We start from the raw sequence: 17,246 nt of genomic DNA, 5'->3' as shown, positions 1-17,246 counted from the left end.
TTCGTCGATTAAGCCCCAAGAGCGGCGGAGACCTCGACGCTTCACCGTCCGCTGTTTGTTGCAAGACCGGTCGTGCCGGAGGATGTTCTGTGCTCGAAGCGAAACAATGGAAAACCAATGAGAAGCGCTTGAGCAAGCTGTGGCAACGAACGCTGATCGAGTGGAAGCGACCGGCCTCATATGTGTCGCCGCTCTCGACTTGGTTGCGTCCCGGACTAAACAAGAAGGGCATCCGCCATCTGCAGAAGCTCGGTGAAAAGGATCTGGCGTGGGATGATTCCGATTGGCTGAAGCTCACCCAGCGGGTGCTCGATGACGACGTCGATGACGTCACCGCTATCCTCTCGGACGCCTTGTCCTTCGCCCGAGTGAGGGCTTTCCATGGCTGCCGCACTGCCGATCCCGGGTCGTACCATCAAAACGGCCTTCGGCTTAACGATCCAAGCGTGCTCGCGGCAAATCTGAGGGCCTTGGTCTTCACCGAGGAAGGGCTGGCGTTCTATCAGCCGAATATTGACCGGATGATTGCCCAGTTCGAAAATCGCGACCGCGACAGCGGCCAGGTCCATCTCGCGCTCGACGACCGGACGCAGACAAATGATGCGGGGCACTACCTGCTCTATGGCAGCGAATGGATGCAATGCATCCTGGGCTTCGGCGCCCACAATGCGCTGCTGAAGTGGGGCTACCCGACCATTGTCCTGGTGGATCTCCCCCTCAACATGGTGACCTCCGGCACCCGGAACGAACTCGCCCGAGCGCTCCTGCAAGAGTGGACCCGGATCAAGGTCAATCGCCCGGATTGGGTGCCTGAGCGCGATTTCACATTCACCCTCGCCACGGCAATCCCTCCTGATCTCGTCGTCGGTCACGAACATCCCGCTTGGATCCGCGATCCCTACTACGGCGGCACCAGGAGGCAGAACGACAGGCTGGTCTGTCCATCCTGCAGCACCGGGGTCACTGCGGAATAGCCTTCCAAACGACCTTCCCCTCGGCCTCGTCTAGCCGGCAATGGGCAACGGTCCCAATGGTCACCTAGAATGGTCCGAGCGCCTGTATCGGACCCACCTTCACTATGAAAACGAAGCCGAAGTTGCCGAACAGGTTGACTCAGCGCTCGGATGCACCGCGGTTCGAGGATAGGTGATGCAATCCAGTGAGACCACTCAATGAGCGATGAATATCCCGGCGCGAACCGCACCGTTGCAGACGATGAGGCGCGTCAACTAATCATGGCTCAGATCGAGGCGCACAACGGTGGCCTTTTGGAAGTGCTGCGCAAATACGAGCGGGGCAACGCCATACGCGTCTGGCACGGCACTGTTCGTGCCATCGAGGAATTCATCAACGTCCCGTTGTTTGCGATCGACGATGACGATGTCGTTCAATGGTTGCTGTCGGTGAGGCTCGACGAGTCACTTCTTCGAAACCCCGCCCGGGTCTGGGTGCAAGTGAAGGCAGCTCTTGATATCCATGTCGATGGCGGAACGGTGGACCGCATATGTCAACTGATGGTTCAGCTGGCCGCCATCAGGTCAGGCTTCCTCATGCACGGTCAACGCAGTTTTGAGCCTGGCATCACGCTCGATACAGTCGGGAATGCCGTCGAATACCTGCAGTCCCGCCGTCGCCATTTTGTGGCCCTGCTTTACCTCATGCCCAGCGCCTGCCAGGGAACAGAAAAGCTGGTAGCCCTCGACACCCTTAACGTCTTTCTCCCCCATGTCGAGCACAGCTGCACCACGATCACCGGCCTCTATCTGCAGCTCGCGCTCATCGACGCACTTCCCGAATTCACCCTTCAGGTCGATGACACGGGCGCGCTCGGAAGCCATTGGCTACAGACGCTCGATGCGGGGTACCTCGATCCCGAACGCGCCTCAATCATGACCATAAATGAGCTTCGCCGCGACCAGATCGCTCCGGCCGAGCTCGAGGTCATCAATCCCAGGAAGGTGTTTTCCGCTGCAGAACTGCGGAACAGCGTCAAGCTGCTCAGCGCGACCTATGAAGCATTCGGATTGAAGGATTCGGACTTTGCGGCGATGGCTGCGGTGGTCACCAGCCTCTCGCGCCGGTGCCAGGATGACTACGTCATTGCCATCGGCAAGGACAAGCTACGGGCGCTCCTGACGTCCCAAGGCGGCATTGCTCCCAACGAGTTCCAGCGGCTGCTGGTAAACCGGTCGGCCAGCGACTACGCGCCCAATACCAATGCCTTCGAGCCTTTCATCGATGTGGGCAACGCCGTCGTCTCAAACGTCAATCTGCTGTCCCGCTTTCTCTACGCCTTCAAAAACATCCATCTAGGGAGCCGCCGGCGTTTCCAGATCCATGCCGGTTTCATCTTCGAGGACATGGTGAAACGAGACGTTGAGAGGCTCGGCCTTACCGTTACCGAAATCAAGCGGATCAATCGCAAGGAGTTCGACGTCGTAGCGACCCGTCACGACGTCATCTACAACCTCCAGTGCAAGAATAATTGGATCGACCTGGGCAAGGTCGAGTCAAACCGTGGCCTCTATGTCCGTTACAATCGCAAGCTTACCAACTACTACATTAGAGCCTTGGCTAAGGAGGAGCGGCGAGAACAGCTTCTCAAAGACAGGCTCGGGCTCGACAGAATCGAGCATCGCGTCATCAGCAGGTTCCCCGTGATCACGACTGATAGCCGGATCGTCAACTACAATCGGATCAGCGATTTGGCCGTGGTTCTTGGCAGCGCTTAGTGCGGGCACGGCTCGGGAAGAGCCTGGTCGAGCCCGTAAAGCCGATCTCAAGCGGCGACAGGTATTACACGCGTAAGCGGGCAAGACTTGTCGTCGCGGCCTTGATCGGCCAGGCCGTAGACATAACGCCACGGTCGCGATCGGTCGGCCGGTACGGCATACAGCCAGAACGCATCGCGCACCACACGTCAGGGGCGATGAAGCTCACCATGGTGGACCCGGCTTAGATCCACGCAGCGTGACGAAGAGCTTCAGGCCGGGCGATCTCGTCGACCCGACATTGACGGCGGAGCCGATTGATGTGAATACACCCGATATTAAATAGCTTGCATTCATATAAATTGTTGTGTATTTAAAAAAATGTAAATCTAAACTACGTTGGCGGAAGACATGAGCGATGCCGCTTAGCCTGACGAACGCCGAAGCCCGCGGCCGAACCTATGCCGCAGCCCGCATGTTGGCCGGGCTAGACCAAGCCGCGCTTGCAGCAGACGCTGGCGTGTCCGCGGCGACGGTTTCCAATGTGGAGCGAGGACGGGAAGGCCGGCCTGCAACACTTAAGGCTATCAGGAAGGCCCTGACACGCCAGGGCGTGCTTGTCGGCTTCAGTCCAATCAACGGACTTGCGTCCGTATCCATCTCGTTTGCCACCGATGACGAAGAGGAAGAGTGAGAGATGAGGTACTTCGGAGAATTCAACCGGGTCATCCGCGACAACATCCGCATCGCGGCGAGAATGTTGCGCAGGCTGGGGCTTAAGGCGCAAGTCCTGCCGCACAAGACCTCGCTCGTGATCGAGCGTCCGCGTGGCATGTCATGGTCCGATTTTACGGCGGCTGTAGCGGCTGTCCTTCAGCCCCGGCGCGGCTCGGTCATGCTGTCGAGCCAAGCTACCGGGAACACCTACATCTGCAACAATCGTGGCAATCGCCCGGGTCGCTTCATCCGCCAGTAGACGCTGACGTTGACGGCGCGCCAATCGACCACGCTGACCGAACGGGAGGACATATTGGCCATCACTGCCAAAGACGTCGAGGAACTGCATACCTACGCCGAGGGCGTCATGGGCCGCGCCGACCATCATGCCGGTGCGGTGAAGGGCATCGCGCTCGCCATCCTGGGCGGGATCATCTGGCGCGGCGAACCCGATTCCATCCGAATTCGCAGCTTCGCCGGCACCCCCGCCAATATGCTCTGGGCCAAGATCGGCGGGAATACCTACGTGTTTGCCTACAACCACGAGACAGAGAAGATCGAGATCAGAGACCGCACCCAGACTGGCGCCGTCCTTCATAGTTTCGACAACGGCACGCCTGTCGCTGACGTCGAATCCGCCTTCAGGGCCTTGTGACCATGTTGGTTGCCCGCGCACAACTCGATTTCATCAAGACCCTCGTCGCGCAGTTCGAGCGGTCGAGCAATATCATGCAGCCCATCATCGTGTTCCAGTCGCAGTACATCGCCATCATCACCCTTCTGAGGTCCGTCGGGCATGTCTTCGAGAAGGTCGACTGCAACACCCCCAAACGCAAAACATGGGCCGATGCCAAGTGGAAAGAGTGGAAACGGGCTCCGATCTTCGAAACTTTCATTGAACCCACGCGCAACGACTTGGTCAAGCAGTTCAAAGGCGGCCTTGAGCTACGCGATGACGCCTTCGAGTCGCCGGCCGTTGTGGCTGATCCTTCGATGCCCGATATGGTATCGATTGTGACGACCATGGATGCCCGGAGGCTCAGGAACGCCGAGGGCCGTCTCGTGATGCCGGACATTCACGAGGCGATCGCATTTTGGAACCTCCGCCTCCTTGATGCCGAGGCGGTTTTCCAAGAGCCGCTCAACTAGCCGCTGTCACAAGTCGCTTTGAGGAATCCAACATGTCGGGCGAAGAACGCGCGCAAACACCGATGACGCTGACGCAACGGCTCAGCGCCATCGAGAAGCTGGAGACAGAGCTCGTCGAAAAGGCGCATGCCATCCTTCCGAAGGGTGCAGTCAACGTCGTGGATTTCTTCATCCTCGGTGCCACGCAGCGCACGCTTTCGCAGTCGACCGCCTTCCGGACCTTGATCAAGGCGCGCAACTTTCCTTCGGCAACGGTCCTCCTGCGTACGCAGATCGATACCGCCATGCGGATCAATGGCCTCAGGATGATGAGCAACGTCGACGAGGATGTTCAGCGGATCTTCAAGGGCGAACGCACCTTCGACCGCCTGATGTCGCGTCCCGTCGTCCCGGGCGGTAAGGCCGAGCGCCTCACCGATGCCTTCCTCAAGAAGAAACTCGCCGAGGATAATCCCTGGATCGAGCCGCTCTACGAGCAGACGTCCGACTTCGTTCACCTCAGCTTTCGCCATCTGTTTACAGCGATCACCGAGACCGATGCGGCAACACAGATGGCGACTATGGCGATCAGCGGCACCGATCCCAAGCAGGATGAGAGCGTGTACTACGAAGTGTGCGATGCATTCTTCCGCGTCTCTCGACTGACCTCCATGACCATTCTCGCCGTGATGATGGCTAGGCATCAGGGGGAGAGGGTCATGGCCGCCGGCGCCGCGCTGGAAGCCAACGGGAATGAGTGACGCTCGACGCCCGACGATCGAACTCGATCGGCCCGAGGCGTGGCCCTCCGATCTCCTTGACGTGCTCACTTCCAATCGCGATGCGCTCCGCTCGCGTGAGAGGGGTCCGTTGAGTGACCGTTTCGATGCTGCGGTCTACGCGGTGGTTGAGGCGTTGCAGCCTTACAGCGTCGTCGGTTGGCATTGCACGCGTCTCGCCGATCACGAGATCGAAGACATCAGAGCCGACGGCATGGCACTGCTCGATGTCGATCTCGTGTCCCGTCGAATCGATGCGGCAATCCGGCACGAACTGATCTCGTCGAACCATGGCGAGCGCCTAAAGGCAGTCAACCAAGCCGCTGAGCGACACCGTGCTGGTATGCTGTGGTTCTGCTTCTTCATCCCAGCTCGCGCGGGCGAGGGTGGTATCGGAGATCTTGTCCGCTATTGGGGTGGCGAAGCGGTCTACAATTCGCATGACCGTCACCCGGAAATGGGCAAGGTCATCGCGGGGATCGGGCGGCCCGCAATCGTCGAAGCGGAAATCCCCATCGCGTGGTGTGGTCGCAATCGCGGCCTGCGGCTGGCGATGAACATTGGGCAAAGATACATCATCGCCCAGGGAACGCGGAGTCCGAACTCGATCGATGTCGAAGACAACATCAAGTGGCCGCTCCCTGCAGAGTTGGTCCGGGCGGTACATGTCTTCCCATCCCCCGAATTCCTGCAGCTGTCTGGCTGCTTGGATTGGCATCATCCTCTCTGATCTGATGGCTCGGCGATGAGCGATCCAGCCCGGAACGGACGCAGCAGCTCTCCCTGCGGCTTGGTGAGATAGAGCCAGGCGGCCAAGTACGCAGCTGCAGCACGACCACCTATCGTCAGCCGCGACATTTTGGGGTCAGAATATGCCCTCGTGGTCCAGCCCCGCGGGTTACTCCCCCGGCAGGGCAAGGTGCCGCTCGCCATCACCACGGTAGATAGCCGCCGTGTGCGCCGGCAGGTTCAGATGAGCGTGCGAGGGCGCATCTCGATGGCAAACCAACTGACCGGCAGGCTCGCAATAGGCCTCCCCATTTGCTTACCCTTTCGGTTGAGCGGGGCGCCTGGCCGCCGCCATTGCATCGCGGAACGCGAGCGTCACGGAATCCCGTCCCTGATCGCTCCTCTGTCCTCTCTCCGTTAGGACGGCTCTCATCTCATTGGTAGTGGTCAGGATATTGGACATCGAACTGGCGTGCGCGATTGCTGGTTCGCTTCCCACGAATTTCATGTCCTTTTGCAACAAATAGCCTTGGTAACGATACACTTGCGCCACGATATCGCCAGCGCTGCCGTTGTTAACAGCATCCACGCCCTCGAACTCGATCGGCTCGTCGAGATTGCGGATGGGAAGAACTCTCCCATCGAGTTGCCGGAAGAGGATTCCCGCTCCACGTGCCGGGTCGGACATATGCCCAATGTGATAGCTTTCGTTCTGCCGAAGCGGCCCAAAGAACTGACCATCCTCGCCGCGTTGAGCAATCGGCTGGATGACGCGAACGGCCGCCTTTAGGAGAGGGTAGTTCACAATCGGGTGCGCAATTTTGCGCGTCTTCGCATAACCCCGAAACGCCACACGCCCGGCGAGTTCTCCATCGACGTACCGGTCGATCTGCTCTGGATGCCAAAAGCCGCAGCCATCAGAGAAGGCATAGTCGCTCGACGCGTTGAACAGGATAATGTCGTTTACCCTGAGCGCAAAGCAGCTCGGCTGGTGCTGGAAAATCAAGCTCTCTATGCCGAACGCATTCAGCCCTCTCCCTTGCCCATCAAGAGTGTAGAGGTAGAGCAGGCGATCCTTCGTACCGATCCGGTTACCAACGTGCAGGTGAGGGTCGATGGCCTCCATTGCCTTCTGCAGAATCAGCTGGTTCAGCCAAAGGCAGACACGAACCTTGTCGAGCCAATCGAGAAGCAAGAAATATTGGCGCGATGTGAGGGGCTGCCGCTCCAGCAGCACCAGCAAAATTGGCTTAACCGCGCTTTCCAGTGTGCTGTATTCCACATTGCAAACCTCGCAGGCAGGCATGACCAGAGCGGACCAGGCGAACTTGATTGGTTCACCCGATTGCGGTTCGAAAGCCATCGTCACGACTCGACTTGGGTCACCCGTCAGTTTGAGTAGCCATTTGGGAAGGATATGCTCCCGATTTTTGTTCGCTGCCGCTTGGCCGCAGAAAACACAATGTCGCCTTTTCAAACTCAATTGCCACCTCGTGTTCCGACTTTCTGGTCCTGGCCGCCTCGGCTGGCGCCGGTAGCGCAAGACGGCGTGCTTGCGCCGCATCTCTACCAAAAAGAGCTCAATTTCGAGGTTGCCTAAAAACCAGACATTTCGGATTTCGATCACGCGGCGGCATGCTGCAAGACCTCGTCAACACCATGGCTTGAAAGCCCTACCCCAACGTTGAGGCGTCGTTGCACACTGTGGGTGCAGCAGATCCATCATTCGGCGTCACGAAACCGCGCTTTGAACTGTTCCAGCCAAGCATTAGCCATCGACGAATAGGCTTCGCCATCGCCTGTCGCAGCTTTTAGTTCGGCCAACGTGCGATCTCGCAATAGTCTTAGTTTCGATGCAATGCCTTCCGCCGGAGTGCCAACAAGGGCAGTGGCCACAGGCAGCGCCTCCAAATCCTCAATTGAGCCTGCGAGTTCAAGTACCAAATCACCAAGGAATTCAAGCCGTCTTAACAAACGGGTCCGATCTTGAACCAGCTTCAGTCGATTAAGGCCGTATATCTGAATCGATGTCGCGCCGCGCACTTTCTGACCGGCGTCACCCTTAGGCACGATTAGCCCAGCAGGGTGCGCCGGATCGAAGCTGTACATAAGGCTGGCCTTGGGATCGTCGCGGCAGGGGTCGATCAACAGAGCGTGTTCACCGGTAAAATCGGTTGCCTGATAGACCGCGCGCGCGCCAATCGCCGCCAGTGGAAAACTGTCCTTCTTTCCGGCTTGGCCAGCAACCGGTTTGGCATTTGCGGCTGAAGCAGCGAGACTTTCCGAGACGACAAATAGCTTCTGTCCTCTTCGCCTATTGCAATCGATACAGCTTGGAAGAAGGTTCTCCCAGTCCATCGCTATCCACCAATAGCCGCCATGCGCCTCGTCTTCTGCAACGGCGCCTTTGGGTCGGTAGTGCTCAACATCGACTGGCGCGGATGCAGCGTATGAGGTTTCGCAATACGCACATTTGCCGTGGAATAGCGCCTCGAGCGCCGCCTGGACATCGGCTCTCTTGTAGACGCGATACTTGAATGCCTTCTTTTCGGGGTCGGGATTATCCCGATGCGCTCTGGCGGCCTCCAATTCCTCCTCTCCCGCCGCACCCGGGAGCAGCGATTTCGGGGTGTCGACCGCTGATCTTTTGACGCGCCGCACGATCAGAGCGCCTCGAGCGCCGCGAGGATTTCGGCCTTGGCTTTGTCGCGCAATCGTTTGAGCGTCACGCTGCTGGCAATGCGTCGACGCTGGAGGTATTCCGCGACCGCCTCCTGCACTATTCGGTGAACTTCGCTTGAGCCGACCGGGATCGCTGTAGCTATGTCGGTTTCGAACTGCCGAAGGATCTGTTGGTCGCTATCGGTAAGCCGTTCACCTTCAGCTTTCGCCCTGATGAGATCTCCGATTTGCGCGAGCCGACGGTCCGATGCGGCATCGTCGCTGGACAGAAGTTGGAAGAAATCGGAAGTCAGCAACTGATCGATCCTTAGATCTGCGACGGACGGTAGTCCCTCTACCTTTTCCACAACGATTGGCATCTGGGTTTCGCGGCTGCTGTCAGCGGCGGCCACGCGTTGCAGTACGACCACCTCTCCTTCGCCCATGCCTCGCAGGCAAAGCGGATCGTGGGTCGTGACTATGAACGACATGCCGGGGAGTGCTGCACGCAGGCTAGTCATGACTTGAACCTTCCAACGCGGATGAAGATGCGCCTCGATTTCGTCGATCAGCGCAACGCCCTGAGCTGTCTGGAAACTCTCGAACCCCTCATAGACTTGTGGGTCGAGCAAGCCACGCATGATATCGCACAGCATCGCCAGCATCGACCGATAGCCTGACGAAACCGACTGCAGCGGGGCGCGGCTATAGCGGACCTGGCCGTTCGGTTCGGTGATTGAAGTGACCATGCGCAGTTGGCGCGTACCGCGCTCGCGCTGGATAACGTCGAAATCGCCCTCGATCGACAAAAGATCGCGCAGCGTTCGAATGACCATGTTGAAGCGATCTTGCGGCAGCGATTTCAACCAGGGCTCGGGGTTGGACAGTGTACTGCCATCAAACAGATTTCGGATATGCTTGTGTGGGGCCGGCCGCCTGCTGGCCGTGTGGAAGCGTCGGAACGCGCCATAGGCGAACACCGGCACCTGCTGGTTTCCGAGCTCGCTGCGCACGACAGCGGCTCCCTGTTCTATCGCCAGACTAACGGATTGCCCGGTCGCGAGCGCGACCTGGACCCTGGCGTGCCTTTGGCCGCCGCGCGTGCGCTCCTGACCAAGTTGTGTGGGGTCGAGCACAAAACGCGACCATAAAATATCAAGTGCGGTGCGCGCGGCCGGCGTGGTGACCGCAAGTGCGATCGCCTCGAGGATCGAGCTTTTACCGGTCGCATTCTCGCCGAGAATGATGAGCGATGGTGCCCGCCGATAGGACATACCCCCAGGTGTCTCGACCGGTTTTGCGAAACTCAGTTCGAGCTGCTCTATCGCCTTGAAATTGGTGATTTGGACAGAAGCAATCGGTGCCCGGACAGAATAGACTGATTCGACCGTCCAACGACCGGCACGCAGGCCATTGTCTTCCCGCGCGATCGCTTCGAGCGCGGATTCGAGACGTTGCTCGGCGTCGGGCTCACTGGCCATCCTGAGAAAGAACGCGCGGATCTGCGTTCGCGAGCTGCGCACACGCACGCCGCTCGAACCGCCGATCCAGCGCGCGAGCCGGCGCAGCAAGAGGAACCAGGTGCCGCCGAATTCCGTTGCTGCGAAGTCGAACAGCTCCTGCCAGTCCGGATGCTCCCTTTGCAGGTCAGGTGAAGCAATAAGCCGGGTCAACCGACCGATCAGCATCTGGTAGGCGTGGTAGCGCTGGTTGCGACGATCAGAGCGGTTCAGATTAAAGACGAGGACCGTAGTCTCGCCCTTTTTCGATTCGCCGATCAATTCGCCGTCGAGTTTGGGCAAAAGATGCTTTTCGAACTCACGATCGCGGCACGGATCGAGCAGCAATATATCTTCCTTGGGCGGAAAGGATGGCCACAATCCGTTGGCATTCTTGACATAGGTGTCGATCTGCCGAAGCACCGGGACAGGCGCGCGAGAAGCAACGACTGGAAATTGCGGCTCTGGCGGAATACAGCCCGTGCAGATCGGGTAGAGGTTCTGCCAGGCATCGACGAGCCAGAGATAGTAGAGATGTGCATCACTCGACGAGGGCAGCGGCAGCGCATTTCCCGCTGGGCGGAAGCGATGGACGAGAAGCTTGTCGCTCGCTTCGCAAAAGGCGCAGCGACCCCCAGTCAACGCGCTCACCGCGTCGACGACCTGTTCGTCGTTCGCCGGTATGCTTGGTGCAGGCACGCTCGTCTGGGAGCGACGCTGTCGTTCGAGCGCCCAAAACTCGCGCATCCGTCGCCGCGCGTCCTCGGCTACTTGAGAGCGCAGGATCAGAGGGGCTTGTTCGGGGCGGTCAATTCTCTGCATTTGCCAACCCGCCAATTGAGCGATCCGAAGAAGGCATCGCCTCGAACTGCCGGACGCGATCGACAACTTGCGAAAGCGTCCAGGAATGCAGATCACCATCAGTGATTGCGTGTTGAAAGGCGCGAGCGCGTATATAATCGCGATAGCGCGGCTCGGGATGAAGCTCGGCGATCTCGAGAATCGCCCGGTAAGTCAGCTCGCCGGGAATTTCCGTCAGCATCGCTAATAGACGCTCGCGCGCATCTTGCGCGTCGTCACGAAGTGTCGGCGAATAGACCCCCTTTCCGGCTCGATCGATGTCATCGGCGACCGGGACGACGCGGTGCATGACCAGATAAAGGTCCTTTAAGTAGGTCGGGGCGCGAAAATTCCCGAAGATGGGGCTATTTTCACGGCGGCCGCCGAGCAGCCCGACGACGAATTCAAGCGCAAACTGCGTCCGGTCTGCAAGGGTGCCAGATGCCAAAAGCTTGGCGAGCGCAGCAATCGCCGGCGCCGGTTCGCAGTCCGCCCACACCGCGTACCAGGTTGGTTGCTGGCTCTCCGGAACCGTGACGTCGCCGATCTTGCGGCGAGCGAGCGCCGCCAACTCAGAAGGCGTGGCCCCACCGCCGACGATGATGGTACGGCAGTAGCGAAGGCAGTCCTGGTTCGGCGGATGATGGTTCTCAAGCCAGTTATACAGCAGCGGCCCGATTTCAGTGTGAAGCCAGGAGCCATAGTACACCAGGTCGCTCAGGACATAATGAAGCGGCTCGTCGGCGGGGCTGTTCGCAAGCTCCCATTCGACCTCCTTCCAGATGAAAGCGCGGCCGACCTTGGGCCAGGCACGGTAGAGTGCTTCGAACCAGCGCGGGAAACCGTTGAGCTCCCATATGGCATAGCGAAATGCACGGCGAGCGTTGCGCAGCTCGAGTTTCGGCTTCGAATCGTCGCCAAGTTCGATGTCGAGGCCAGCCATGGCAAATATGAGAGCATACGGGATCGAAGTGGTGTTGCTACCTTCTGATCGCAGGCCGGGCTTATATGCGCGCCATTGGGCAACAGCTGCATCGCGATAAGCCTCGGCCACCTCGGGGCCAAGCTCTGGGATCAGAGATTGCCAGTCTGCTCCGCGGGCCCGGCTTCCGCTCATGCCGTCGCCCTCGATCATCCGCAGCAGATTATATTGACCATTGCTCAGCTTCCCTGGCCTTACGCCGGGCGGAGCACGAATGATTTCGGGATCGGCGATGACCTCGGCCACGAAACGAGCCCTGTTGCTTGCTAGCGTCCGGTCGCGGTTCTCGCGCTCGATGCGATATTTACGCTCTTCCTCCTGGTGGCTGCGTGATTTTTCCGAAATCGGTGGGTTGAGCCTTGCCTCGAGCGCCGCCTCAAGCACCGGATCGCCGGCCACCGCGTCTCGGAGTTGGCCGAGCCAGACAGGAGGGCGACCATTCTGTTCATAGGTCCGGAACGTGCGCGAAAGTGCCACAAGACGGTCATCGGCGAGATCGCGTTGCCTGATCCACGCAAGTGTTCGCGCAAAACTCGAGGCATCGAAAAGCCAGAAATGACCCACCCAGCTGATCGGCCAGTCATCGTCAAGCACCCCGCCGGTAGCCGTCTCGGCGGCACGATACTCAATGACGGTCCACCAAAAGAGGCTATCATTCAGTTCGGCCCACGCCGGAACGAGCTCGCCAACCGAGGATTTGCGATCCTGGTAGATGTCTGAATGCCAGAAGCGCAAGGCAGGCGCAGCGGCAAGTATGGCGAGCGATGGTTGCGCCAGGGCGGCTGGCGACCTCGCAACTGTGAGGCGCTCGATGCCGTACAGCGCCGGGCCCATCAGCCACCGACATTCCTTTGATACTCGGCATTCGCCGCGTTCAATATGCGGTTCGCGCGAGAGGAACAGCTGAAAGCCGGCGACGAGTGACGCAAGTGGCCCACTGTCTGGTTCGCCAGGATCGAGAGGAAGGCGGCCCACGAAGCTGTTAAGCCCTTGGGTAAGCCCGGTAACCTCGAATTCTGTCCGAGCTTCGAGCCGTTCGATTGACGCGAGCAGAAGTCGAACCGTAACGGCGTCTGCCGGCGCATGGACGGCGAATTCCGCCAGCAGCCGGCGGGGCAACGTCTCCTCATTTGCGTTGACCTCCCGCCACAGCCGATACAGTTGCTTGGCTGTCCCGACCCTTGCCACCGCGCGGATCGAAACGAGGCGGGAATAAATGCCACGCGCCGGATCGGACGCGATCTTGGCCAGGGCATCGACACATCCAGCCATCTCGCCCTGCCATGCAAGACGGCCCAGTACGAAGAGCGCATCATCATTGGTTCTATGTCGATCGATCAGTGCGAGCACCTGATCTTCGAGATCGCGCTGGGCAATTCGCGCTATTGCGCTATTGTCCAATCCCCGCAGGCTGGAGGTCGGCGCGATCACCTGATCGATCAACGTCGCAAGCAACTTTTGGCGGACCGCAAGCGGCAGCAGGGCAGCATCGCCTCCTTCGATCGCGATTTCAGGGTTCGTTGCCAAGACGCGGTCGCGTGTTACGCTGTCGAACAGAATGAGCCAAGGAAGAAGCGGTCGTAGTCTCGGCGGCAAGATGTCCTCACCATACTGAGTGCGGTAAAGAAGCACGTCAAAGTGCCCCCGACCACCCACGCGGCCAAACAGGTCAGCCGCCCATTCGGCGGCTAACAATTCGCGGACTTCACGATGTCGGAAGCGGACTTCACCGTAGATTGGGTCACCGAATACGCCGGTCGTCAGTAGCGCTTCGATTTCCGGCTTTTCCCAACTTGGCAGCAGGGCTTCGGCGTCGAGCGCCCCTGTTGCGGTTGACCTTGGCAGCCGGATATTGGGGACGCCGGTCAGTATCGCGGCGATCGCGATAAGGCGGATGGCGCTGGAGGCTCGTTCGAAATTGAGCGCCGGCGCACCGACTGCGGCCCAGTCACGCAAGAACTGCCGACGGACCCCGCCTTGCAGGATCGCCAGCCGACTGGCGAGGGCTCCGGTCTCGAGCCATGTCGCAATGAGATCCTGGAGGTCGAAGGGCAAGCGCGCTAACGGCAGCAGGCCCCCGCGTTCGAGCGTGTCGAGGAAGGCATCGATGTTGCCGACCCCCAGATACGCAGCGAACTGGCGAATGTCGGCCTCGTCGAGCGCCGCGAGGATGTAGAGGTGGAAGGCCGGTGGATTTGGTGTGTCACCGGACTTGCTTTGAGTCTCGACCTTCAGCGCTTTTTCGTCAGTTTGACTGGCCTCACCGGTGTCCTCTTGGCGCTGTGCCTCAAACGGCAGAACTTCATCGATGAGCGCACGATCAACGACGGCTCGCCAGGCATAGGGTCGGCTCGATATGTAAATGTGTGCGCGATGGCGCGCGTTGCGGATTCTCGCCGCGAATGCGCGTATGGCGACCTCGAACGCGCGCTGCTCCGACAGTCGTATCTCGTCGACGGAATCGAGGAAAAACCAAGCCTCGCCGGAGTCGACAAGCCAGGCATTGAATGCCTCCTCGGTTCCAACCTCGAAGGCTTTTCCAAAAGTCTCGTCAATATCTTCGATGCGAATGAAGAACGCGGGTTTGCCGTCGGCCGCAAGGCGCTCGGCCGACGCCCTCAGTTCATGGGTTTTGCCAGCACCGGCATCGGCGAGGATGACAACTCGGTATTGACCGACAAGGCTATCCCAGCCGCTACGATCACCTTGTCCAAGGCTTGGCAAAACCTCGTCGAGTGGCACGTCGTCGCGTTGGTAAGGCTCGGGGATAATCGTGAATTTGCGCGTTAACGGGACAGACCGCATTATCGGGCGATTTCCGCATCTATTGTCGGTTGCTCATCATCAACGTGGATGCGCGCTTCGAACCAAGCAGGAGAGAACCTGAATCGCATGTTACCTCCAAAAGCCATTTGTGGCGTCTTCTGATGACGAGACGACGGAAAATTTGATGTTTGGCACCGCGATCTTAGGGAGCAACTATTCGACTAAAGTCAAGTTTGCCTGAGCAAGATCATCTGCATAGCTGCGGTTGGTCGGCGAAAGGTAAACATCTGCAATGGCGCAACGTGGTCATTGCAACAGATCCTTAATTAACAGTGGTCGATCGGCAGACAAAATCGCCTCGATGTGAATCAATCCTTCGCATTGCGTTCTCGTCTCAGTGGCACTTCCGAGTAGACCGGCCATGAACATGGCGGCTTTCCGATCGCGTTTCCGAAAGCTCGGTCCGCTGCCTGCCCTATCGTCGCCATCAATAGTACTCGCCGGAGCGGCGGAACGGAGCCAGGGATAAACGCACATGTTCGCCTTTTGTGCTTCGAAAGTCGCATAATTCGAAAGTCGCTGTGACGTCCGGAATTATTTGGCCTTTCACGGGGTTTACCAGTCCGGAATTATGGGTCGCTTGTGGGTGGCCTATGCGATTGAAAACAGGAGTGTTTTCTGGCTGAAGGTAGGAGTTTCCGATCCAAAGATCGAGTTTACCAATGGCCTCAATGACAGTTAATTCTGGATTGGCATTAAGTTATTGGATTTGCGTGAATATAGCCGCCCTTATTGGTAAACCCGCTCACGGTCGACAACGGATTGGTCAACCCAAGACGACAGGATTGGTAAACCGAAGCAGCCCTTTCGACCAAGGTCCAGCCGTGCGCCTTCAGGCGCGCCTTGCAGGCTGCGTGGCGATGCCAGGTGCGATTGTCACGACAGATATAACTCCAGCTGTTACTCGGTGGTTCTGTTCTGCCGCTAGGGAATAGCGCACGATGTCGAGGAAAGAGTACGTGCCACTCAACCTGCTCGCCAAGTTGGCAGGAATCTCTCGACAGGCAATTTGGAAGGCCTGCCTGCGCGGCAACTGGCGAGGGCACTCGCTGGAGGTGCGCGTCATTCAACCGACGCGGGAGGATCGGCGCCGAACACAAGGTTGAGGGAGCCGACGCATACGAAGCGATTGTTATCCACGGTGAGAACACCTCCCTTCGCGCGCTTTGGCACCTCCTCCATAGCTGCGCTGCCGTTACCAACGGCGTTGGCAGCATTGTCTTTCCCGAATCGAGACCACGCTTCGTGTCATGTCGTGCGGCAGCGATGCGCTCAAGCTTTTGCACGAGCGCGGAAACGACTTCGGAAGATCGGCTTAATTCCGGACACGCCAGATAATTCTGAACGGCACAGTGGTATGCCGTCCAGAATTATCTGTCGTTGGTGAGACTTCAAGAAAGCGCCGGCTTTTCCGGTTGGCACAAGCGTTGCAGAGCTATTTGCGAGAACATTTCACCTAATGGATGGGAACGCATGAATTGCTGCAAAAAGCTGCCTGACATCGGCCGCCGTCAATCTCTAAGGGGAGGAACGTTTGCCGATGCAGGAATGGCCATAGCTGTGGCACTGCCTGCGCAGACTCAGACAAAGTCTGCACCGGGGCTGGCACTCATCGAATACAACAGGCTGAAGCCGAACGAACCCTCGACGTCAGTTACCAGACGGTGCGGGACCGGACGGCGACATTGTCGGATTCTCGACCACGTGCCCGCACAAGGGATTCCCATTGAACTACAACGGCGACGACCACTCCTTCAATTATTCCGGCCAATACTCACATTTTGACGCTGATGCCGGAGGGCAGCAGATCTGGGGACAGTCGACGGCCAATATTCCCCAATACGCGCGCTGCACGTCTGAACTCTACGCCGAGGGGGTCGACGAGCTCCTTTACGGCCGGCTGAGCAACGTACTTCAAGAGAGGATTGGATCATGACTTATAAACATATCGACCGCCTGCCGTATCTCCAATCGGGGAATGCTTGCGTGAAATATCTGTTCGTCGGTGCCACAGTGGTTTTGGCGTTACTGCCTCCGGTCGCGCGGACCCAGGATATCGAGGCCGGAAAGACAGTCTTCAAAAAGTGTGCCGCCTGCCACAGCGCTGATACCGAAGCGAACAAAGTCGGGCCAACCTTGAAAGGCGTCGTGGGCCGGACAGCGGGGACCGTCCTTGGCTATTCTTATTCGAAAGCCATGAAGGATGTGGGCTCTGCGGGCCTCGTATGGGATGAGCCGAACCTGATGGAATATCTGGCAAATCCCAAGGCGAAAGTGCCGGCGAACAAAATGGGGTTCCCTGGTCTCCAGAATCCCGAGGACGTCAAAAACGTCATCGCCTATCTCAAGAGCGTGTCAGGTTAGAAACCTTTGG

14 protein-coding genes are annotated in these 17,246 nt (G+C 58.7%); 10 read left to right on the top strand and 4 right to left on the bottom strand.

Annotated elements, in window-relative coordinates; translation table 11 throughout:
• Window positions 1–89 precede the first annotated feature (89 nt).
• The 8 genes from AC0L2P_RS26005 to AC0L2P_RS25970 all read left to right on the top strand — a co-directional run bounded on the left by AC0L2P_RS26005 (window position 90) and on the right by AC0L2P_RS25970 (window position 6,065).
• On the top strand, window positions 90–974 hold the full coding sequence (locus AC0L2P_RS26005) for a hypothetical protein (protein WP_473505322.1): 885 nt from the start codon (window positions 90–92) through the stop codon (window positions 972–974).
• Window positions 975–1,172: 198 nt separating this feature from the next.
• Complete coding sequence (locus AC0L2P_RS26000; RefSeq protein WP_473505320.1) at window positions 1,173–2,732, top strand: hypothetical protein; 1,560 nt, start codon at window positions 1,173–1,175, stop codon at window positions 2,730–2,732.
• A gap of 397 nt (window positions 2,733–3,129) precedes the next feature.
• Complete coding sequence (locus AC0L2P_RS25995; protein WP_352906192.1) at window positions 3,130–3,405, top strand: helix-turn-helix domain-containing protein; 276 nt, start codon at window positions 3,130–3,132, stop codon at window positions 3,403–3,405.
• Between the two features lie 3 nt (window positions 3,406–3,408).
• Entirely contained in the window at window positions 3,409–3,687 is a 279-nt protein-coding gene (locus AC0L2P_RS25990) for a hypothetical protein (protein ID WP_473505318.1), read from the top strand.
• A gap of 54 nt (window positions 3,688–3,741) precedes the next feature.
• Window positions 3,742–4,083 (top strand): hypothetical protein, encoded by a 342-nt coding sequence (locus AC0L2P_RS25985; protein WP_352449766.1) that lies wholly within the window; start codon window positions 3,742–3,744, stop codon window positions 4,081–4,083.
• Window positions 4,084–4,085: 2 nt separating this feature from the next.
• On the top strand, window positions 4,086–4,577 hold the full coding sequence (locus tag AC0L2P_RS25980; protein WP_473505316.1) for a hypothetical protein: 492 nt from the start codon (window positions 4,086–4,088) through the stop codon (window positions 4,575–4,577).
• A 32-nt stretch (window positions 4,578–4,609) separates the two neighbouring features.
• Window positions 4,610–5,317, top strand: coding sequence for a hypothetical protein (locus AC0L2P_RS25975; protein ID WP_352449764.1), 708 nt, complete (start codon window positions 4,610–4,612; stop codon window positions 5,315–5,317).
• Window positions 5,318–5,426: 109 nt separating this feature from the next.
• A complete protein-coding gene (locus AC0L2P_RS25970) occupies window positions 5,427–6,065 on the top strand; it encodes a hypothetical protein (protein WP_473505315.1) in 639 nt (212 codons plus the stop codon).
• Between the two features lie 315 nt (window positions 6,066–6,380).
• Here AC0L2P_RS25970 and AC0L2P_RS25965 read toward each other — a convergent pair whose 3' ends face one another.
• The 4 genes from AC0L2P_RS25965 to AC0L2P_RS25950 all read right to left on the bottom strand — a co-directional run bounded on the left by AC0L2P_RS25965 (window position 6,381) and on the right by AC0L2P_RS25950 (window position 14,851).
• A complete protein-coding gene (locus AC0L2P_RS25965; protein ID WP_473505313.1) occupies window positions 6,381–7,691 on the bottom strand; it encodes a hypothetical protein in 1,311 nt (436 codons plus the stop codon).
• A gap of 95 nt (window positions 7,692–7,786) precedes the next feature.
• Window positions 7,787–8,725, bottom strand: a complete 939-nt coding sequence (locus tag AC0L2P_RS25960) for an HNH endonuclease family protein (protein ID WP_473505311.1) — start codon at window positions 8,723–8,725, stop codon at window positions 7,787–7,789.
• A gap of 2 nt (window positions 8,726–8,727) precedes the next feature.
• A complete protein-coding gene (locus AC0L2P_RS25955; RefSeq protein WP_473505309.1) occupies window positions 8,728–11,046 on the bottom strand; it encodes an AAA family ATPase in 2,319 nt (772 codons plus the stop codon).
• Window positions 11,033–14,851, bottom strand: a complete 3,819-nt coding sequence (locus AC0L2P_RS25950; RefSeq protein ID WP_473505308.1) for an NACHT domain-containing protein — start codon at window positions 14,849–14,851, stop codon at window positions 11,033–11,035. Before AC0L2P_RS25950 ends, AC0L2P_RS25955 begins: the two co-directional genes overlap by 14 nt.
• Window positions 14,852–16,556: 1,705 nt before the next feature.
• Between AC0L2P_RS25950 and AC0L2P_RS25945 the strand changes: the two genes are divergently transcribed.
• Window positions 16,557–16,808 carry a Rieske (2Fe-2S) protein gene (locus AC0L2P_RS25945; RefSeq protein ID WP_473505416.1) on the top strand — a complete coding sequence of 84 codons (252 nt, stop codon included), beginning with the start codon at window positions 16,557–16,559 and terminating at the stop codon, window positions 16,806–16,808.
• The gene (locus AC0L2P_RS25940; protein WP_473505306.1) at window positions 16,805–17,236 is read left to right on the top strand and encodes a c-type cytochrome; all 432 of its coding nucleotides are present in this window, start codon (window positions 16,805–16,807) and stop codon (window positions 17,234–17,236) included. The genes AC0L2P_RS25945 and AC0L2P_RS25940 overlap by 4 nt, the downstream gene beginning before the upstream one ends.
• Window positions 17,237–17,246: the final 10 nt, after the last annotated feature.

This window comes from Mesorhizobium sp. WSM4836 (assembly GCF_055811815.1).
The sequence above is the reverse complement of the archived record's forward strand: the minus strand, read 5'-3'. Positions and strand labels throughout refer to the sequence as shown.